This window comes from Spiroplasma ixodetis (assembly GCF_059729505.1).
In genome coordinates this window covers 1,296,391-1,315,435 of record NZ_AP038353.1, presented here as the reverse complement: position 1 = coordinate 1,315,435, position 19,045 = coordinate 1,296,391, and the positions used below count along the sequence as shown (strand labels likewise).

Annotated in this window: 33 protein-coding genes and 1 pseudogene; 32 read left to right on the top strand and 2 right to left on the bottom strand. The window is 28.8% G+C overall.

Annotation, left to right across the window (positions count from 1 at the left end; all coding sequences use genetic code 4):
* Nucleotides 1-29 precede the first annotated feature (29 nt).
* The 30 genes and pseudogenes from rplC (at nucleotide 30) to AC6I4F_RS08515 (ending at nucleotide 16,303) form a co-directional block, all read left to right on the top strand.
* Nucleotides 30-722, top strand: coding sequence for a 50S ribosomal protein L3 (gene rplC, locus AC6I4F_RS08660; RefSeq protein ID WP_497873618.1), 693 nt, complete (start codon nucleotides 30-32; stop codon nucleotides 720-722).
* 23 nt (nucleotides 723-745) lie between these two features.
* Entirely contained in the window at nucleotides 746-1,375 is a 630-nt protein-coding gene (gene rplD / locus AC6I4F_RS08655; protein ID WP_497873617.1) for a 50S ribosomal protein L4, read from the top strand.
* 1 nt (nucleotide 1,376) lies between these two features.
* Entirely contained in the window at nucleotides 1,377-1,670 is a 294-nt protein-coding gene (gene rplW / locus AC6I4F_RS08650; RefSeq protein ID WP_252319250.1) for a 50S ribosomal protein L23, read from the top strand.
* A 24-nt stretch (nucleotides 1,671-1,694) separates the two neighbouring features.
* Nucleotides 1,695-2,558, top strand: coding sequence for a 50S ribosomal protein L2 (gene rplB, locus AC6I4F_RS08645; RefSeq protein ID WP_497873616.1), 864 nt, complete (start codon nucleotides 1,695-1,697; stop codon nucleotides 2,556-2,558).
* Between the two features lie 17 nt (nucleotides 2,559-2,575).
* The gene (gene rpsS / locus AC6I4F_RS08640; protein WP_174480930.1) at nucleotides 2,576-2,848 is read left to right on the top strand and encodes a 30S ribosomal protein S19; all 273 of its coding nucleotides are present in this window, start codon (nucleotides 2,576-2,578) and stop codon (nucleotides 2,846-2,848) included.
* A gap of 12 nt (nucleotides 2,849-2,860) precedes the next feature.
* Nucleotides 2,861-3,193 carry a 50S ribosomal protein L22 gene (rplV, locus tag AC6I4F_RS08635; protein ID WP_497873615.1) on the top strand — a complete coding sequence of 111 codons (333 nt, stop codon included), beginning with the start codon at nucleotides 2,861-2,863 and terminating at the stop codon, nucleotides 3,191-3,193.
* 16 nt (nucleotides 3,194-3,209) lie between these two features.
* On the top strand, nucleotides 3,210-3,953 hold the full coding sequence (rpsC, locus tag AC6I4F_RS08630) for a 30S ribosomal protein S3 (protein WP_497873614.1): 744 nt from the start codon (nucleotides 3,210-3,212) through the stop codon (nucleotides 3,951-3,953).
* A 1-nt stretch (nucleotide 3,954) separates the two neighbouring features.
* Entirely contained in the window at nucleotides 3,955-4,440 is a 486-nt protein-coding gene (gene rplP / locus AC6I4F_RS08625; protein ID WP_497873613.1) for a 50S ribosomal protein L16, read from the top strand.
* Nucleotides 4,421-4,915: a 50S ribosomal protein L29 gene (gene rpmC / locus AC6I4F_RS08620; protein WP_497873612.1), complete on the top strand. Its 495-nt coding sequence runs from the start codon at nucleotides 4,421-4,423 to the stop codon at nucleotides 4,913-4,915. The genes rplP and rpmC overlap by 20 nt, the downstream gene beginning before the upstream one ends.
* Nucleotides 4,915-5,193: a 30S ribosomal protein S17 gene (gene rpsQ, locus AC6I4F_RS08615; RefSeq protein WP_497873611.1), complete on the top strand. Its 279-nt coding sequence runs from the start codon at nucleotides 4,915-4,917 to the stop codon at nucleotides 5,191-5,193. Before rpmC ends, rpsQ begins: the two co-directional genes overlap by 1 nt.
* Before the next feature lie 21 nt (nucleotides 5,194-5,214).
* A complete protein-coding gene (rplN, locus tag AC6I4F_RS08610; protein WP_497873610.1) occupies nucleotides 5,215-5,583 on the top strand; it encodes a 50S ribosomal protein L14 in 369 nt (122 codons plus the stop codon).
* A gap of 13 nt (nucleotides 5,584-5,596) precedes the next feature.
* Nucleotides 5,597-5,944 (top strand): 50S ribosomal protein L24, encoded by a 348-nt coding sequence (gene rplX / locus AC6I4F_RS08605; protein WP_338974153.1) that lies wholly within the window; start codon nucleotides 5,597-5,599, stop codon nucleotides 5,942-5,944.
* A gap of 21 nt (nucleotides 5,945-5,965) precedes the next feature.
* On the top strand, nucleotides 5,966-6,523 hold the full coding sequence (rplE, locus tag AC6I4F_RS08600) for a 50S ribosomal protein L5 (protein WP_497873609.1): 558 nt from the start codon (nucleotides 5,966-5,968) through the stop codon (nucleotides 6,521-6,523).
* Between the two features lies 1 nt (nucleotide 6,524).
* Nucleotides 6,525-6,710, top strand: coding sequence for a type Z 30S ribosomal protein S14 (locus AC6I4F_RS08595; RefSeq protein WP_497873608.1), 186 nt, complete (start codon nucleotides 6,525-6,527; stop codon nucleotides 6,708-6,710).
* A gap of 13 nt (nucleotides 6,711-6,723) precedes the next feature.
* The gene (rpsH, locus tag AC6I4F_RS08590) at nucleotides 6,724-7,128 is read left to right on the top strand and encodes a 30S ribosomal protein S8 (RefSeq protein WP_497873607.1); all 405 of its coding nucleotides are present in this window, start codon (nucleotides 6,724-6,726) and stop codon (nucleotides 7,126-7,128) included.
* A 12-nt stretch (nucleotides 7,129-7,140) separates the two neighbouring features.
* A complete protein-coding gene (gene rplF, locus AC6I4F_RS08585; RefSeq protein ID WP_497873606.1) occupies nucleotides 7,141-7,695 on the top strand; it encodes a 50S ribosomal protein L6 in 555 nt (184 codons plus the stop codon).
* A 30-nt stretch (nucleotides 7,696-7,725) separates the two neighbouring features.
* The gene (gene rplR / locus AC6I4F_RS08580; protein WP_497873605.1) at nucleotides 7,726-8,076 is read left to right on the top strand and encodes a 50S ribosomal protein L18; all 351 of its coding nucleotides are present in this window, start codon (nucleotides 7,726-7,728) and stop codon (nucleotides 8,074-8,076) included.
* 18 nt (nucleotides 8,077-8,094) lie between these two features.
* Complete coding sequence (gene rpsE / locus AC6I4F_RS08575; RefSeq protein ID WP_497873604.1) at nucleotides 8,095-8,799, top strand: 30S ribosomal protein S5; 705 nt, start codon at nucleotides 8,095-8,097, stop codon at nucleotides 8,797-8,799.
* 9 nt (nucleotides 8,800-8,808) lie between these two features.
* Nucleotides 8,809-9,252 (top strand): 50S ribosomal protein L15, encoded by a 444-nt coding sequence (gene rplO / locus AC6I4F_RS08570; protein WP_497873603.1) that lies wholly within the window; start codon nucleotides 8,809-8,811, stop codon nucleotides 9,250-9,252.
* On the top strand, nucleotides 9,253-10,611 hold the full coding sequence (gene secY, locus AC6I4F_RS08565) for a preprotein translocase subunit SecY (RefSeq protein WP_497873602.1): 1,359 nt from the start codon (nucleotides 9,253-9,255) through the stop codon (nucleotides 10,609-10,611).
* 9 nt (nucleotides 10,612-10,620) lie between these two features.
* Nucleotides 10,621-11,286 (top strand): adenylate kinase, encoded by a 666-nt coding sequence (locus AC6I4F_RS08560; RefSeq protein ID WP_497873601.1) that lies wholly within the window; start codon nucleotides 10,621-10,623, stop codon nucleotides 11,284-11,286.
* Nucleotides 11,279-12,061, top strand: a complete 783-nt coding sequence (map, locus tag AC6I4F_RS08555) for a type I methionyl aminopeptidase (RefSeq protein WP_497873600.1) — start codon at nucleotides 11,279-11,281, stop codon at nucleotides 12,059-12,061. The genes AC6I4F_RS08560 and map overlap by 8 nt, the downstream gene beginning before the upstream one ends.
* On the top strand, nucleotides 12,061-12,381 hold the full coding sequence (infA, locus tag AC6I4F_RS08550) for a translation initiation factor IF-1 (RefSeq protein WP_497873599.1): 321 nt from the start codon (nucleotides 12,061-12,063) through the stop codon (nucleotides 12,379-12,381). Before map ends, infA begins: the two co-directional genes overlap by 1 nt.
* Before the next feature lie 21 nt (nucleotides 12,382-12,402).
* Entirely contained in the window at nucleotides 12,403-12,516 is a 114-nt protein-coding gene (gene rpmJ, locus AC6I4F_RS08545; RefSeq protein ID WP_286642012.1) for a 50S ribosomal protein L36, read from the top strand.
* Nucleotides 12,517-12,540: 24 nt separating this feature from the next.
* A complete protein-coding gene (rpsM, locus tag AC6I4F_RS08540) occupies nucleotides 12,541-12,939 on the top strand; it encodes a 30S ribosomal protein S13 (RefSeq protein ID WP_497873598.1) in 399 nt (132 codons plus the stop codon).
* Nucleotides 12,940-12,956: 17 nt separating this feature from the next.
* Nucleotides 12,957-13,349, top strand: coding sequence for a 30S ribosomal protein S11 (gene rpsK / locus AC6I4F_RS08535; RefSeq protein ID WP_353306900.1), 393 nt, complete (start codon nucleotides 12,957-12,959; stop codon nucleotides 13,347-13,349).
* A gap of 18 nt (nucleotides 13,350-13,367) precedes the next feature.
* Nucleotides 13,368-14,336 carry a DNA-directed RNA polymerase subunit alpha gene (locus tag AC6I4F_RS08530; RefSeq protein ID WP_497873597.1) on the top strand — a complete coding sequence of 323 codons (969 nt, stop codon included), beginning with the start codon at nucleotides 13,368-13,370 and terminating at the stop codon, nucleotides 14,334-14,336.
* A gap of 18 nt (nucleotides 14,337-14,354) precedes the next feature.
* Nucleotides 14,355-14,720, top strand: a complete 366-nt coding sequence (gene rplQ, locus AC6I4F_RS08525; RefSeq protein WP_497873596.1) for a 50S ribosomal protein L17 — start codon at nucleotides 14,355-14,357, stop codon at nucleotides 14,718-14,720.
* A 465-nt stretch (nucleotides 14,721-15,185) separates the two neighbouring features.
* Nucleotides 15,186-15,733 (top strand): annotated as a pseudogene (locus AC6I4F_RS08520) (AAA family ATPase).
* 309 nt (nucleotides 15,734-16,042) lie between these two features.
* Nucleotides 16,043-16,303: a hypothetical protein gene (locus AC6I4F_RS08515; RefSeq protein WP_497873595.1), complete on the top strand. Its 261-nt coding sequence runs from the start codon at nucleotides 16,043-16,045 to the stop codon at nucleotides 16,301-16,303.
* 192 nt (nucleotides 16,304-16,495) lie between these two features.
* On the opposite strand, the gene AC6I4F_RS08510 is transcribed toward AC6I4F_RS08515, so the two are convergent.
* Both AC6I4F_RS08510 and AC6I4F_RS08505 read right to left on the bottom strand, forming a co-directional pair.
* Complete coding sequence (locus AC6I4F_RS08510) at nucleotides 16,496-17,308, bottom strand: IS3 family transposase (protein WP_497874692.1); 813 nt, start codon at nucleotides 17,306-17,308, stop codon at nucleotides 16,496-16,498.
* 32 nt (nucleotides 17,309-17,340) lie between these two features.
* Entirely contained in the window at nucleotides 17,341-17,619 is a 279-nt protein-coding gene (locus AC6I4F_RS08505; RefSeq protein WP_497873594.1) for a transposase, read from the bottom strand.
* 164 nt (nucleotides 17,620-17,783) lie between these two features.
* Here AC6I4F_RS08505 and AC6I4F_RS08500 point away from each other — a divergent pair, with 164 nt between their 5' ends.
* Entirely contained in the window at nucleotides 17,784-18,326 is a 543-nt protein-coding gene (locus AC6I4F_RS08500; RefSeq protein ID WP_497873593.1) for an ankyrin repeat domain-containing protein, read from the top strand.
* A 259-nt stretch (nucleotides 18,327-18,585) separates the two neighbouring features.
* The gene (locus tag AC6I4F_RS08495; RefSeq protein ID WP_497873592.1) at nucleotides 18,586-18,738 is read left to right on the top strand and encodes a hypothetical protein; all 153 of its coding nucleotides are present in this window, start codon (nucleotides 18,586-18,588) and stop codon (nucleotides 18,736-18,738) included.
* The last annotated feature ends 307 nt before the right edge of the window (nucleotides 18,739-19,045 follow it).

The following is a 19,045-nucleotide window of genomic DNA, read 5'->3' as shown; positions in this document are numbered from 1 at the left end:
TATTTACAACATATTCCAAGGAGGAAATTATGAAAGGAATCTTAGGTAAGAAACTAGGAATGTCACAAGTTTTCTTAAACAACGGACAACTAGTTCCAGTAACAATTATCGAAGTACAACCAAATGTAGTAAGTCAAGTTAAAACAAATGTAAAAGACAAATATAGTAGTTTACAACTTGCAACGTTCGATCTTCGTGTTACTTTATCAAACAAACCAACAATCGGACACTTTAAAAAAGCCGACAGTAAACCTAAGCGCTTCGTGAAAGAAATTCGTAACATGAACGGATTTAATCATAAAAATCTTATTAATGTTGCTGACGTATTCACAGCAGGTGAATTCGTTGATGTTCAAGGAACTTCTAAAGGTAAAGGATTTACAGGACGCATTAAACGTCATAATCAATCACGTGGTCCAATGGGTCATGGATCAGGTTTACATCGTCAAATGGGTTCAACAGGTTCTATTAATGCTAACCGTGTGTTTAAATCACAACCAATGCCAGGGCAAATGGGAAATGTTAAACGTAGTGTTGCTAACTTAGAAGTTATTAAAGTAGATAAAGAAAATAATTATCTTTTAATAAAAGGTTCAGTTCCAGGACCAAAACAAGGCTTTCTTGTTATTAAACAAGCAGTTAAAAAACCAATTCTCAAAACCCCAGTATCATTAGTTGTTAGAAATCAAAATACTACAACCGAAGTTACTGATGGTCAATAAAGTTAATTATGGAGGATAGCAAAATGAAAATTAATGTTGTTAACAACGTTGGAACAAAAGTTAGCGAATTAACTTTAAACGAGAAAATTTGAGGAATTGAACCCCACAAGCAAGTGCAGTTTGATAGTTTATTAAGTTATAATGCTACAAAACGTCAAGGAACACACGCTGTTAAAAGTCGTGCTGAAGTTGCTGGCGGTGGTAGAAAACCATGAAAACAAAAAGGAACAGGGAATGCGCGTCAAGGCTCAATTCGTTCACCACAATGAAAAGGTGGGGGGATTGTTTTTGGACCAAATACTGATCGTAATTATTTAATTGGATTACCAAAAAAAGTAAGAAGATTGGCAATAAAATCAGCATTGGCTGCCAAATTTCAAAATAAAAACATAGTTGTAATTGATGAATTAAACTTTGAAAAACCTTCAACTAAAATTATGTTAGAAACTTTAAAAGTTTTAGAATTAGCAAACAATAAAACACTAATTGTTTCAGGAATAAGCAATAAAGAAACAGTTATTAAATCAGGTCGCAATTTACCTAGAACAACAACAATCACTGCTAATAGTATTAATATTTACGATTTATTAAATGCTAAAAAAGTATTGTTTACTACTGAGGCAATTAAAATCGTTGAGGAGGCTTTAATTTAATATGCATTTAAGTGAAGTTATAGTAAAACCAGTATTAACTGAGAAAACTTATAAACAAATGGCTGAAGGTATCTATACATTTACTGTTAACCGTAAAGCTAATAAAAGTCACGTTAAAAAAGCCTTTGAACAGATTTTTGAAGTTAAAGTAGCAGACGTTAATATTATTAATAGTAAACCAAAAACTAAAACTGTTGGTAGATTTGTTGGAAAAACATCGGCAGTAAAAAAAGCTCTTATTAAATTAGCTCCTGGTGAACAATTAAGTTTGTTTAGTTCTGAAGAACAAAGCTAATGAGATTGGAAGGAGAAAAAAACAATGGCAATTAGAAAAATTAATCCCACTACTGCAGGAAGACGTAATATGACCGTTCTGGATTATAAACAGAACTTAACTATTGGTAATAGCCCTGAAAAATCTTTATTAGTAAATTTAGTTAAACAAGCTGGTAGAAATAATCAAGGTAAAATTACAGTAAGACATCAAGGTAATGGTCATAAGGTTAAATACCGTATTATTGATTTTAAACGTAACAAAGACAATGTAGTTGGAACAGTTAAAACAATTGAATATGATCCAAATCGTAATGCTAACATTTGTCTTATTTCTTATCTTGATGGTGAAAAGCGTTATATCTTAGCACCAAAAGGAATCAAAGTAGGAGATAAGTTATTAAGTGGTGAAAACAGTGATACTGTTAAAATTGATATTACTGTTGGTAACTGTTTACCATTATCACAGATTCCACAAGGAACAGTTGTTCATAATGTTGAATTAAAACCAGGTAAAGGTGGACAAATGGCACGAAGTGCTGGTGGTAGTGTTCAAATTCTTGGTCGTGATGAAACAGCTAAGTATACATTATTAAAATTAACATCAGGTGAAGTTAGAAAAGTATTAAGGAATTGTCGAGCTACAATTGGTACAGTTGGAAATGATGATCATAACTTAGTAAACATTGGTAAAGCAGGAAGAAATCGTTGAAAAGGAATTAGACCTACTGTTCGTGGTAGTGTTATGAACCCAAATGATCACCCACATGGTGGAGGAGAAGGTAAAGCCCCAATCGGAAGAAAAGCTCCAGTAACACCATGAGGTAAAAAAGCATTAGGTTTAAAAACTCGTGATAGTAAAAAAGCATCAAATAAATTAATTGTACGAAGAAGAAATGCAACAAAGTAGGAGGAAAAAAGTAATATATGTCAAGATCTTTAAAAAAAGGACCCTTTGCTGATAGTCATTTATTAAACAAAGTGGAAACTCAAAATAAAAATAAATCAAAAAAAATTATTCAAACTTGATCTCGTCGTTCAACAATTTTCCCACAATTTGTTGGACATACATTCGGTGTACATAATGGCAAAACACATTTACCTGTATATGTAACAGAAGATATGGTTGGTCATAAATTAGGAGAATTCGCACCCACACGTAAGTTTGGTGGTCACGGTTCTGACAAGAAAAAGCGTTAGGAGATAGAAATTATGGAAGCAAAAGCTCATTTAGATAAATTACGCATTAGTCCAAGAAAAGTGCGTTTAGTAGCCGATTTAGTTCGTGATAATGCTGTTGCCAAAGCTCTAGTAATTCTAGCTCATGAAAAAAAACGCGCAGCACAGCCAATTATAAAATTAATTAATTCAGCAGTTGCTAATGCTGCTAATAACTATGGAATGGAAGCCAACAAATTACGTATTAAGGAAATATTTGTAAATGAAGGTCCAACTATCAAAAGATTTATGCCCCGTGCTCATGGTAGAGCATATCAAATCTTAAAAAGAACAAGCAAAATCACTATCGTGGTTAGCGATAATTAGGAGGTAAATAAGTAATATGGGTCACAAAGTTAGTCCAAATGGATTAAGATATGGTATCAATAAAGATTGACAATCACGTTGATATGCAACTAGTAATGAAGATTTAGCAAAATGAATTTTAGAAGACCACAAAATTAGAAAAGCACTATTTGCGCATTTAAAAACTTCTGGTATTTCTAAAATTGAAATCGAAAGAACTAAATCACAAATTACCTTATTTATCCACTGTGTTCGTGTTGGTTCAGTTTTAGGGCAAGGCGGTTCAAACATTGAAGTATTAACAACACTAGTTCGTAAAACAATTAAAAATCGTAAAATAGGTATTAGAATTAATGTTGTTGAAATTAAAAATCCTGATATTGATGCGCAAACAATTGCTAATACATTAGCACAACAAATAAGCAATCGTATGTCACATCGTACAACACAAAAATTAGCAATTCGTAAAGCACTTCGTGCTGGAGCAAAGGGAATTAAAACTCGTGTTTCAGGAAGACTTGGTGAAGCGGATATGGCACGTGTTGAAGGTTATTCAGAAAGTAGTGTTCCTCTAGCAACATTACGTAGTAATATTGATTATGCTACTGCTGAGGCAAAAACAACTTTTGGTCAAATTGGTATTAAAGTTTGAGTATATAAAGGTGAAATTTTATCAGGAACTGACTCAACTCAACCTGAAATTATTTCAAAATATAATCAAAGAAATAATAACAATCGCCGAAATAATTACCCACAACAACCACGTAAGGAGGTAAAGTAAGATGGCTATACCTAAGAGATATAAACACTCTTGCGTTCACCGTTTAAGTTATGAAGGAACTGTAAAAGGTTGTAAAACAGTTGCTTTTGGAACTTACGGACTTCGTGCTGAAGAAGGTTCTTACATTACTGAAAGACAAATTGAAGCAGCCAGAGTAGCAATGACACGTTACATGAAACGTGGTGGAAAAGTTTGAATTAGAATCTTTCCACATTTACCAATTACTAGAAAACCAGCGGAAGTACGTATGGGTTCAGGAAAAGGTTCAATTGATCATTGAGTCTCAGTAGTAAAAGCAAAAACAGTTATGTTTGAAGTATCATATCCTAATGAAGCAACAGCACGTGAAGCATTGCGTCTTGCAATGCACAAGTTGCCAATCAAATGTAAAATTGTTACTAGAGAAATAAAACCAACAGAAGAAGTAAAGGGTGCTAAAAATTTAACAACAGAATTGGGTGAAGCAAATGGAAATGCAAGTAATTAAAAATAAATCAACTTTAGAATTACAACAAGACGAAGAAACTCTTCGTGCACAATTGTTTGCTTTACGAATTCAAAGTTCGTTAGGTAAACTAGAAACTCCGCATATGATAAATAATCTTCGTAAGGATATTGCTCGTATTAAAACTGAATTAACTATCAGAATTAATAATGGTGAAAAAATCAAACCATTAAATATTAATAAAATGGTATTACCAGAAGAAAATAAAGAAAGCAAAAAAACTAAAAAAGTTGCTAAAGTTGATGATAAAAAAGATATTAAAGTTAAAACAATAACTAAATCAGAAGTTATTAAAGAATCAGATAAAATTGCTAAAAAAGAAGTTACTAAAAAAACAAATAAAGAAAAATCATCAAACAAAGAAGTTAAAAAAGTTACTGCTACTAAAGTAGAAAAACCATCTAAAAAACCTACAGTTAAGAAAACTGTAACACCAGTTAAGGAGGACAAAGAATAATGACAAATATTATTCCAAACAAACAACGTAAAACTTTTGTTGGAATTGTAAGTTCTGACAAAAATGATAAAACAATTACTGTTGTTGTTGAAACTTCAAAACGACATCCAATGTACCATAAAAGTTTTAAGTCAACTAAAAAGTATCATGCCCATGATGAAACTAACCAAGCTAAAATTGGTGACAAGGTTGAAATCATTTCAACTCGTCCACTTTCAGCTCTAAAACACTTCCGTTTGTTAAAGATTATTGAATCTAAAACAAATAAAAAAGTTTAATTAACCAGGAGGATAAGAAAGATGTTACAAAATCTATCATGAGCCAATGTGGCTGACAACACTGGTATTAAAGAAGTTATGGTTATTAGAGTTTTGGGTGGTAGTACTAAAAAATTTGCTAAAATTGGTGATACTGTTGTTTGTTCAGCAAAATCAGTAATACCTAATAGTGCAATGAAAAAAGGACAAGTTGTTAAAGCAGTTGTCGTACGTAGTAAATTTGGTGTAAAACGTAATGATGGTTCTTGTGTAAAATTTGATGATAATGCAGTAGTAATTATTAAAGAAGATAAAACGCCACGTGGTACTAGAGTATTTGGTGTCTTGGCTCGTGAAGTTAAAGAGCGTGGTTATAATAAAATTGCTTCTTTAGCAGAAGAAATTGTTTAGGAGGATGAAATAAATGGCAAGCAAAAAGAAACCAGTTATTAGTCTTGATACTAAATTAAAAAGAGGCGACCAAATTAAAATCATTGCAGGAAAGCATAAAGGTCATACCGGACCAATTATCCAAGTACTTCGTGAAAAAAATCGTGTTATTATTGAAGGTATTACTGCTAAGAAAAATAAAAAACCTACTCAAAATGATCAAGAAGGTGGAATTGTGGAAGTAAAAACTAGTGTTCACATTTCTAATGTAATGATCCTTGATGGTAAAAAAGATAAAAAAGTAACAAAAATTGGGTACAAAATTGATAAAGATGGCAAAAAAGTTCGTATTGCACGAAGATCTGAAACAGAATTACGATAATAAAGGAGTAACAGCATAAAAATGAATCGTTTACAAGAAAAATATAATAAAAATATTATTCCCCAATTGCAAAAAGAATTAAATTTTACATCAATAATGCAAGTACCCAAAATTGAAAAAGTTGTTATTAATATTGGTGTTGGAGATGCAAGTAGTAATCCAAAAGCCATTGATAATTCAGTATCTGAATTATCAAAAATTACTGGTCAAAAACCAATTATCACTAAAGCGAAAAAATCAATTGCCGGCTTTAAATTAAGAGCAGGAATGCCAATTGGTTGTAAAGTTACATTACGTGGCGAAAAAATGTATGATTTTCTTGATAAATTTATCTCAATTTCTTTACCAAGAATTCGTGATTTTCAAGGTTTATCAGTTAAAACATTTGATCAAAATGGTAATTACACTGTTGGTATTAAAGAACAAATTATTTTTCCTGAAATTAATTATGAAGAAGTAGATAAAGTTCGTGGTATGGAAATCTCAATTATTACCACAACATCAAATAATGCAACAGCATTATTGTTATTAAAAAAAATAGGATTACCGTTTAAAAAACAAGGAAAGCAGGTGGCATAAGATGGCAAAAACTTCATTAAAAGTAAGACAAGCCCGTAAATCAAAGTTTAGTACGCAAGCATATACACGCTGTCAAAAGTGTGGCCGTCCTCATGCGGTTATTCGTAAATTTATGTTATGCCGTATTTGTTTTCGCAGTTTAGTATACCAAGGACAAATTCCTGGTATTAGAAAAGCATCATGATAGGAGGTATATAATTATGATGACAGATCAAATAAGTAATATTTTAACAGTTATTCGTAATGCTATTAGCGCTGCGGATAGCAGTAAACATCGAGTAGTTAGTGTACCTTCTTCAAAACAACTAGTTAAGATAGCCGATATCTTGCAAAAAAATGGTTATATTGAAAAATATCGTGTTACTAAAGAAAATCCTAGCAAACCTAAATTAGAACTTTTATTAGTTCATACTGGTAAAAGTCCAATTCTTGGTTTAAAAAGAATATCTAAACCAGGATTAAGAATGTATGCAAAATGTGAAGACTTACCAAGTGTGTTAAATGGTTATGGAATTGCAATCATTTCTACATCAAAAGGTATTATGACAAATAAACAAGCAAAAAAACTTGGTCTTGGTGGCGAAGTTCTTGCTTATGTATGATAAGGAGGAAACTATATGTCACGTATTGGTAACCGTATCCTTACCATTCCAGTAAATACTTCAATAACACTAGATGCAAGTAACTTGTTAACTGTTACAGGAGCAAAAGGTTCTTTAAAAAAACTATTACCAAATGTTATTAAAATTAACGTTGATGAAGAGAAAAAAACAATTACTACAACAAGACCTGATGATAACAAAAAAAATAAACAACTTCACGGAACAACTAATTCATTAATTAATGGAATGTTAGTTGGTGTATCAACAGGTTTCATGAAAGAATTAGAAATAAATGGTGTTGGATATCGTGCTGCTGTCCAATCTAATATCTTAAATTTAACATTAGGATATTCTCATCCTATTAAGTTTGAAATTCCGCAAGGAATTACCATTGTTGCTCCTAAACCAACAGTATTACAAATTAGTGGTATTGATAAACAATTAATTGGAGAAGTTGCAGCCAAAATTCGTAAATTCCGTAAACCAGAACCATATAAAGGTAAAGGAATTAAATATAAAAATGAACACATTCGTCGTAAGGAAGGAAAAACTGCTGGTAAAGGTAAATAATCTTATACTGGCACTTAAGGAGAATAGAAAATGATTAATAAACAACAAGCTCGTAAAGTTCGTCATTATCGTATTCGTAGTAAAATTATGGGTACTAGTGAAAGACCACGCTTAAATATCTTTAAATCTAATAATAGTTTTTATGCTCAAATTATTGACGATACTGCTTCAAATACAATTATTGGTTTATCAACATTAACATTTAAAGATTTAGCATCAAAAAGTAATATAGATGCTGCTACTAAACTTGGAGAAAAAATTGCTAATTTAGCTATTAAGAAAAAAATTAAAAAAGTGGTTTTTGATCGTGGTGGATATTTATATCATGGTAAAGTGAAAGCATTCGCAGAAGCAGCGCGTAGTGCTGGATTAGAATTCTAAAAAAGGAGAATTAAAAGTATGAGTTTAGAAAATAAAAAAACAATTATTGATGATAAAGAAAATACTGAAGTTCAAAAATTAGTAGCAAAACCTTCTGTTAAAGCAGAAGTAAAAAATCCTAATGGTAATGAAAATAAAATTAGACATACTAATTCATCACAACCAAGAAATAGCCACGATAAAAAAGAAAATAAAGTTCGTGAACCACGTAAAAATTTTGAACGTAAACCAAAAACTCCAAGTGAATTTATTGAAAAAGTGATTTGAATCAGAAAAATTAACAAAGTAACAACTGGGGGAAGAAGATTGCGTTTCTCTGCTGCTGTTGCTATTGGTAATGGTAAAGGAGTAGTTGGTTTTGGTATATCTAAAGCCAATGAAGTTCCTGATGCAATTAAAAAGGCAATTGAAGCTGCTCACAAAAATTTAACAACAATTACGATAACTAAAAACAATAATTCTATTGTTCATGAAGTTAAAGGTAAATATTGTGGAAGTGAAATTTTATTAAAACCAGCTAAAGAAGGAATCGGAATTAAAGCTGGTGGATCTGCTCGTGATATTTTAGAATTAGCTGGTATTCATAATATTTATTCAAAAGCATTTAGATCTAGAAATAAAATTAATTTAGCTAGAGCAACAATTGCAGGTCTTGGCAATGTTAAACCAGCAGAATATTTTATAAAAAATAAAAATCTTACTACTAAGCGTAGTAATGGTTAGAGGTGGATTATGGAAACAACATTACATAACTTAAAACCAACATTAGGTTCTCGTAAAGACATTAAACGTTTAGGTAGAGGAACTTCATCTGGAAAAGGTAAAACGGCTGGTAAAGGGACAAAAGGACAAAATGCCCGTACCGGTGGTGGAACAAGACCCGGATTTGAAGGAGGACAAACACCACTGTATCGTCGTATTTCAAAACGAGGGTTTACTAACTTTACTACAACCAATTATAGTATTATTAACTTAGAACAAATTGATTTAATTAAAGAGCATGAAATAACACCTGAACTTTTATTTCAATTAAAATTGATTAGAAGTAAAAAAGATGGTATTAAAGTTCTTGGTAAAGGTAAATTAACAACACCAAAAACAATTAAAGCTCATAAATTTTCAAAATCAGCAATTACTGCTATTGAACAAGCCGGAGGAAAAGTGCAGGTGATCTAAGTGTTCACAACAACCCGTGAATTAATAAAAAAGTATAAAGAAGTTATAATTAGAATTTTATTTACCATTTTTATTTTATTTATCTTTCGTGTTGGAGCATTTATTACAGTTCCAGGAGTAACTTTGAATGAAGATTTAAGTAGCAGTAATAGTAGTGGTATTGAATTCTTTAATTTAATTTCAATGTTAGGTGGTGGTGCTATTAGCAGATTTTCTGTTTTTGCACTTGGAGTGTCACCTTACATTACTGCATCAATTATTGTGCAGTTATTATCAACTGATGTTGTTCCTACTTTAACAAGATGAGCTAAATCAGGAGAAAAAGGTAAGAAAAAATTAGAGTTAATAAATCGAGTATTAACTGTCCCGTTTGCTATTATGCAAGGTTTTGCCACAATCTTTGGTTTACAATCTCAACATATTATTAGTGTTGATTGAAGTTCGGGATCGGGAGCAGTTGGACCAGAAGTTTTCTATTATGTATTGATTCCAGCTATTTTACTAGCAGGGACAATGTTATCATTATGAATGGCTGATCAGATTACTAATCGTGGTATTGGTAATGGAATTTCACTAATTATTTTTGGTGGAATTGCTGCTAATTTACCATTTAACTTAGCTTCAACTTTTAAGTATTGAGTAGGACCAGATACTAATAATGGTGTTATTTTTCAAGGATCTTTAAAATTTGCTCTTTATTTTGCAGCCTTCCTACTGATTATTCTTGTTGTTGTATTCTTTAGTGAATCAGAGCGACACTTACCAATTCAACAAACTGGTAGTGGTTTAACTTTAAAGGGTGATAAAAGTTCTTATTTACCTTTAAAAGTTAACTCAGCTGGAGTAATTCCTGTTATTTTTTCTTCGGCACTAATTACTGCTCCAATGACAGTGGCGCAAATTGTTGATCAAAATAGTGGTTTTGCTAATTTTGCTAGAAATTATTTATCTTTACAGTCGTGGCCGGGAATTAGTATTTTTGCTATAATGACGATTATGTTTACTTTTTTATATGCACAAGTGCAAATTAATCCCGAACAAATGGCTAAGAATTTTCAAAAATCAGGAACTTATATTCCTGGCGTTCAGCCAGGGAAGGAAACAGAAATTTATATTAAAAGAATGTTAAATCGTTTAAGTACGATTGGTTCCTTTTTCTTAACTGCTGTTGCAGTAACCCCATTTTTAATTTCTAAATTTACTAATCTACCTTCTTCATTAGCAGTTGGTGGAACTGGATTAATAATTATGGTTGGAGTAGCACTAGATACAACAAAACAAATTAAGGGACGAATTACTCAACATTCATTCTTAAATTATAAGGAAAACAAAGATGTTAAAGAACACTTATGGTCTTAGGGGGTAACGATGAATTTAATTATTTTAGGTCCACCAGGATCAGGGAAAGGGACACAGTCACAGTTTCTGAAAGAACAATATAATTTAATGCATTTATCAACTGGTGATTTGTTTCGTGATGAAATCACAAAACAATCACCAGTAGGTAAAAAAGTTCAAACTTATGTTAATAAGGGTCAATATGTTCCTGATGAGATTACAAACGAGATTATTAGTAATACTTTAAAAGATATTAAACATAATTTTATTCTTGATGGTTATCCAAGAACAATTTCACAAGTAGCATCATTAGATAAAGTATTAACAAGTTTGAATGAAACGCTTTCAATGGTATTGTATCTAGATATTAATGAAGAAACAGTTATTAAACGTTTGTCTTCAAGAGTTACTTGTCCTCAATGTAAAGCAATTTATAATCTTAATTTCCTACCACCAAAGATTACTGGAATTTGTGATAATGATGGGGTAAAATTAATTAAGCGAATTGATGATAGTGATGAAAAGACAATTATCAATCGTTTAAAAACTTACAAAGTAGCAACGGCACCATTGGTAGATTCTTATCAAGAACGTGGACTGTTAAGAACAGTGGATGCCAACCAAGATAATAGTGATATTAAAAAACAAATTAAATCATATTTATCATCATTAAAAAGAAATAAAAATAATGGTTAGCATTAAAAGTCAAAGTGAAATTCAAAATATCAAAGCCGCTAGTCAAGTTGTAGCACTTATTCATAAAGAGTTAGCAAAGATAATAAAAGTTGAAATAACTGGTAAAATGCTCGATAAAGTGGCAGCACAAATTATTAAAGAAAATAATGCTATACCTTCTTTTTTAAACTATCATGGTTTTCCTGCCACGATTTGTGTTTCAGTTAATGAACAATTAATTCACGGTATTCCTAATGATAAACCTTTTAAAATGAATGATATTGTGAAAATTGATGCTGGTGCTGCTGTTAATGGTTATCATGCAGATGCTGCCTTTACAATGTGTGTTGGTGGTAAACCAACACCAGAACAAGCAAAACTTATTAATGTGACTAAAGAGTCATTAAATAAAGCAATAGCAATTATTGCACCAGGAGTTAGAATTGGTGATATTAGTAACACCATTCAAACTTATGTAGAAAGCGAAGGCTTTTATTTACCAACATCATATACTGGGCATGGTATTGGTAAAAAACTCCACGAAGACCCAGCTATTCCTAATGTTGGTAAGCCCAACACCGGAATAAAATTGCAGTCAGGAATGACAATTTGTATTGAACCAATGGTTCAAACAACAACTGATAAAATTCTGGTTTTAAGTGATAAGTGAACAGTAGTTGCTGCTGATAAACAACAAACTGCTCACTTTGAACACACTATCCTAGTAACTAATGATGGATGTGAAGTACTAACAATACTTAATGAAAATCAAAAAAATAATGAGGAATGTAATTAATGGCTAAACCAAAACAAGTAGTTAAACCCAAAGTTCAAAAAGTAAAAAAAACTAATGATAGTACTATTGAATGTGAAGGTATAGTAATAGAAGTCTTACCTAATGCTACATTTAAAGTAAAGTTGAATGAATATGACTTTACTCCTATTGTAAGACCATCGGGTCGTATGCAAACACATAAAATTAAAATTATCAAAGGTGATCATGTAAAAGTTGAATTATCAACTTATAATTTAACTGAAGGACGAATTACTTTTCGTAACAGAATGGCTACTACACATTTACCGATAAATAAAGATGATGAAAACAAAGAAAACTAATAGTTTAACAGGAGGAAAATGATGAAAGTACAAGCATCAGTTAAAAAAAATTGTGACAAATGTCAACCAATCAAACGTAAAAAACGTAATGTAATCATTTGTGAAAATCCTAAACATAAGCAACGTCAAGGATAGAAACATTAAGGAGGAAAAATAAATATGACATCAAATACTAACAATGCAAGTCGAAGAATTGCGCAAGTAAATATTCCTGGAAATCAACATATAGTAATTGGTTTAACAAGAATTTATGGAATTGGTCGCAGCAAATCTTCAGAAATATTAAAAGAACTAAAAATTGAAGAAACTAAAAAAATTAATGAATTAATAGAAAAAGAATTAAGTTCAATTAGTCAATTAATTGAAAAGAAATATAAAACTGAAGGTGAACTAAGACGTGAAGTGTCTTTAAACATTAAGAGATTAATGGAAATTGGATGTTATCGTGGTATTCGTCATCGTAAAGGATTACCAGCCAGAGGACAATCAACAAAAACTAATGCAAGAACTTGCAAGGGACCACGTAAAACGGTTGCTAACAAGAAAAAAGCAAGTTAATTAGGAGGAAAAAAATAATGAATATAAAAACAACAATAAAGAAAAAAATTAAAGTTAATCCTAATTTTATTAAAGCAAAAGCATTTATTAAAGCAAGTTTTAATAATACTATTGTTACTATTACTGAACTTAATGGTAATGTTATTGCTTGATCAAGTGCTGGAGCAGTAGGTTTCAAAGGAACTCGTAAATCAACTCCTCACTCAGCACAGTTAGCAGCTGAAGCTGCAGGTAAAACTGCTATGGAACACGGAGTTAAAATTTTAAGTGTTTTTGTTAATGGAACAGGACCAGGAAGAGAACCATCAATTCGTAGTTTACAAGCAGTAGGTTTTGAAATCAAAGATTTAAATGATGTGACACCAATCCCTCATAATGGTTGTCGTCCACCAAAAAAACCAAGAAAATAAAGTAGGTGAAAATAAAACATGGAACAACAATTTTTAAAACCAAAATTTAGTTTAAACAGTGAAAATAGCGCTATTAATTACAGTGAATTTATTGTGAGTCAATTAGAACGTGGTTATGGAACAACTTTAGCTAATGCCTTAAGAAGAACATTATTATCTTCAGTACCAGGTATTTCTGTATATGCAATTAGAATAAGTGGTGTATCTCATGAATTTACTGCAGTTAAAGGTGTAATTGAAAATGTTTCTGAAATAATTTTAAATGTTAAGGACTTAGTTTTAGCCTTTGATGGTGATATTCAAAAGGACGAAAAAATTGCTAATTTAAAAATTAGTATTACTGGTGAACAAGATATTATTGCTGGAGATATTATTTGTCCAACTGATGTTAGAGTAGTTAATCCAGAATTAATTATTGCTCGAACAACTTCAAGAAATGTTCTTTTTGAAATGGAATTAATGGTAAAGAAATCTCGTGGTTATTCTTCATTTGAGGAAAATAAAAAAGAAATTGCTAATAGTTCAGGCATTATTGCTATTGATTCAAACTTTTCACCCGTTGAAAAAGTTGATTATAAAATTGAACCTGTAACTAAAACATTAAAAGGTATTGAATATGAAAAATTAATTCTTGGTGTACAAACTAATGGTTCAGTTAAAGCAGCATCAGCTATTGCAATGGCAGCTAAAATTTTAATGAGTCATATTGAATTTTTTGTTAATTTAGATGATAATGTTAAAAACTTTGAAGTTATTTCAATTACTAATGAGCAAGAAAATAATAATTTAAACAAAGCCTTAGAAGAATTGAATTTAACTGTTCGTTCATACAATTGTTTAAAACGTGATGGTTATAAAACTTTGGGTGATATTGTAAGTAAAAGTTTAGATGAAATTAAACAAATTAAACATTTAGGTTCAAAATCAATTAAAGAAATTGAAGATTGTGTATCAAAACATAATTTAGAGTTTTCTATTAAAAACTAAGAAGGAGGATAAGAAAAAATGTCATATATTAACGATATTGGAAGAAATAGTGCTAAAGTAGATGCTGAAATCCGTAATTTAGCAAGTGAATTAATTGTTCATGGAAAATTAGTTTTGTTAGAAAAAAGAGCAAAAAGATTACAAATATTTATTGAACCTTTAGTAACATTAGCTAAACGTGGTGATTTGCATTCAAGAAGAATGGCATTTGCTAAATTACGTAAAATTACAACTAAAGAGCATCCAAAGAATGGTGTTATTCCAACATTATTTGGCAATATTGCTGAAAGATATAAAGACCGTAAAGGTGGATATACAAAGTTAATTAAAGTAGATAATAGAACTGGTGATAATGCGCCAATGGTATTAATTACTTTTGTTTAATTAAAAATATTAAAGCAAGAAAATTTTTGGAAAGAGTAAAGCATTTTTATGTTTTCTCTTTTTTATTTTGTCCCACTTTTAGTTATTTTTAATAATTAATTTATAGTTAATATTTAAAAATTTTTTATTTTGTCCCAAAATATTTAATTTTGTTCCAAAAATAAAAAAAATATTCTAATTTAATAGAAAATAAGAAAGGGGCATTTTAATAAAATGAAAAAAGTAATTGTTGATATAATTGAAGCAGTAGTTAATTTAAACAGAGCAGCAGTTATATAATTAGTAAAAAAATTTGCAATTGAATTAAAAAATGAAGAGAAAACTAAAGATACTGATTATATTACTTCTATTATTGGTAATACATCAACCATATCGATTAATTCAATTAATGATGAATATTTAGTTGTTAAAAGAGAAGAGTTATCAAATAAAATTATTTGAGAAAATTATGAATCATTACAAAAAATGATTTATTTTTTAGGAGATCATAATAAAACTTCTAAAATTGGAGCAGTTAAAATCTTAATTACTGGTCGTCCTGGAACAGGAAAAACATCATTTGTAAGTGATATTGCAAAATCACTTAATAAAAAATTATTTTCAATTAGTGCTCCAAATTTAACTTCTCATAAATTAGGTGAAACTCAAAAAAAATCCAAAAATTATTAATAGATATTAGAAAAAATTATATAAATTCTATTTTTATAATTGATGAGTTTGACTCTTTTATTGGTTTTAGAAATAGAGAAATAAATGATGAATATCAAAGAATGATTGGAACATTTAATATAATTTTAGACTCATTACCAAAAGGGACAATTTTATTTTCAATTTCTAATCAAGTCAATTCCATAGACTCAGCAACTTTAAGAAGATTTAATGTCAATATTAAGATGAATAATATTAGTTTAGAAATTTTTGAAAAAGAATTATTTTCTTTAACTATTTTAAATAACATTAAGTTTGAAAAGGAAATTTGTCGCAAAATATTAACATATAAAAAAAAGAAATAGATTATTCTTTAGTTGAAAGAATTATAACTGAGTCAATTATATATGATTATTCGGTAGAAAAATCAATTGTTAAAATTTTAAATATTGAATTAATTGAATTATTAAAAAAAATGGGATTATCTTTAAGAGAAATAGAAAAAATAGTGTTAATTAGTAAATCAACAATTCAAAGAGGTTTAAAAAACGGCAATAATTAAATTTAAATCACCAGAAAAGATAATACCAAATAATTCTGGCGGCGGAATAGATTATTCTAAACGAACATTCAATATTAATACTTTAATTAATTTAAAAAATAAATGTGAAAAAATGATTAACATGTATGAATATTTTTCAAAATTTATTTATTTACCAATAAATTTATCATTTTCAAAAGTAATGCTTAAAACAAAAAGAATTAAAGAAATTTTTAAAAAAGATTCAAAGAAACCAATTCAAATTGGTTCAAATTATGTATTTAGTGATAATAATGAACTAAAAAAAATTAATTTGGTATATTCATGTAGTAAAAAGGATTTACTTGAAACCATTAATTTAATTTCTGAAACAATTGGTGCTATAACTAACTAAGATGATATTGAAATAAATAAAATTTATAATGATAATGTAAGTTCTAATAAAATAAGAAAAGAAAAAATAAGAAAGTATTTAAATGATAAAAAATTATGAAAATATAAATTAATTTTGAATGATTTGATTTATATTTAAGATATTACAATTAAATTTGGAAATTATCCCCACATGTTGGAATGGCAACTTTTTTTAGGACTGTTTTTTGGTAGACATTTGTGATTGGTGTTTTATGGGGGTTAAGTAGTTTAGAGTACTGTTGATTCTTATGTTGTTGTATCAATTGATATAATCAAATAATTCTAATTTTAATCGGATTAATGATTTAAAATTTTTATCATTAATAAATTCTGTTTTGAAAGTTTTGAAAGTTTCTTCAGCAAAAGCGTTATCATAAGGACAACCTTTTTTTCTTAAATAGTGGGTAATATTGAAGGCTAATAAAACTATTGATAAACTTTTATTATTAAATTCATTACCGCGATCACTATGAAATATTTCAATATTTTTTAAACAACGATTTGAGCACATAAATGCTTGATATACTAATGATGCATCTTTTTTAGTACCTACACTATGTCCAATAATTTCGCGATTGTACAGGTCGATTAATAAGCAAATATAGTTTCATTTACCATTAACTTGAACATAAGTTAAATCACTAACAATAACTTCAATTTTAAGCCTATTATTAAAGTCTCTATTAACAAGATTAGTAATTTGACTATCATTTACTTTATTATGATAATTTTTGTATGATAATTTAGTGTATTTTGATATTAAATTATGTTTATTCATAATTTTTTTAATTTTTCGTCTTGATAAATTAATTTTCTTTTCTTTTAGAACAACTTTTAATCTTCTTGTTCCATAAGCTTCTTTATTTTCTTTAAAAGCACTAACAGCTTCATCATACATATTATTTTGAATTTTATCTTCTTTTTTCTTGAAATTAAAATAATATGTTGATTTAGAGATTTTTAAAAAACGAGACATTGTGCGAATTTTATATTTAACTTTATTTTTAGTAATAATTTCTATTTTCTGTCTATTATTAGTTCTGCTTGCTTTAAAATATCATTTTCCATTCTTAATTGTTTTAATTCTTTTCTTAATTTAATTAATTCATTTTCTTCAATAGAACGGTTATCTTTGGTTTTAAAACTGCCTGAATTAGTAAATTGCTTAATTCAATTATAAGTAGCTGCTCTTGTAACATTGTACTCTTTAGCAAGACAAGACACTGACTTACCACTTTGATATAAAGTTACTATTTGTTTTTTAAATTCATCTGAATATGAGTTAATATTGGCCATAATTATAATTCCTTTCTTTTAACTAATTTGTTCACTTGTTTACGTAATTAGTGTCCAATAAAGTGTAACCCATCCAAAATTATGCAGCAGAAAAAATTGGTACTCCTTTACAATGTGCAATTGTAGGTGCTAGTGTTGATACAACGGGCCTACCTAAAGAGGGAATGCCTTGAGTTAATCCATTAGGTTACTTTAGATTTATATCAAATAATGATATAGGTATAAAGGACAGTAGAACTAAAATTTTAGTTGAAAATTATAAAGAAATTGTAAAAAGATTGCTTTCTATTTTGTCTTATGATCAAATTAATTCTAACGACACTGAAGGAGATAGTCCAATTCATGATTGTGTACTAAGATCTAATGTTGAATTATTAAAATTAGTATTAAACGCAGGTGGTGAAATAAATATACAAAATAATTTAGGATATACTCCCTTGCATCAAGCAGTTCTTTATTCTAGATTTGAAGTAATAGAAGAACTGTTACAAATACCTAATATTGATTTAACAATAAAAGATAAAACTGGATTAACTGCATATGATTTAATTGTGAAAAAAAGTAATAGAAAAGATAAAATTAAAATAATAAATTTAATAGAAGATTATCTCTTAAGTAAAAATATTAAATTTGAACGTTTTTTTGAAGTTATTATTGATAATAATATATCTGATACTAATAGTTATTATGATGAGGTTCCTTATTAAGTAATGATTATACAAGTGATGTAGACAGTATAATTTGAGAATCTAATAATAATTTTCCAGATAGTTTAATTACTGATACTTTTTCTTATACAACAAGATTTTAGTGTTTAAAAATAAACTTTTTTAATGATTCTTAAATATTTTATAAAAATTTAAAAGTGTTATCTAGCAAGTATAATATATATTCAATAAAGTTTATATATAATATAGATGAAAAACTAAATATAGTTTTCAATCCATTATTTTTTTAAAAAAATAATTGATTTTTTTATTTTGAAAGGAAGATTTTGATGCAGTTACTGAACAAGAAAAACGTAAAAGAGAAAGTTCAGAAATAAAAAAAGGAATTAAAACCTTTGAAAAAGAAATCGAAGAAAATGATAAACAAATTAAAAATGAAAAAAAGAAATAAAAAAATGAGAAAAACTAAAATTAGATATTAATGATGAAAAAAAAGAATTAAGTAAAGAAGTTAAAAATCTTGAGATAGCTTTAAATAAAATTAAAAATAAATTAAAGGAAAAAAAACGAGAATTAAAAGATATTAAAAAATAACTAGAAAAATTATCAAAAAATAATGTTTCAAATAATGACCGGCAACCTTCAACTTCATCAGCAGTACCCAGCTCATCTAAAAGTTGAAGTGAAAAATTATTGAAATCAACAGAAGAAGTAACAAAAAATGATTCTTTATTAAAATAAAATTCTAAAAATCCGGA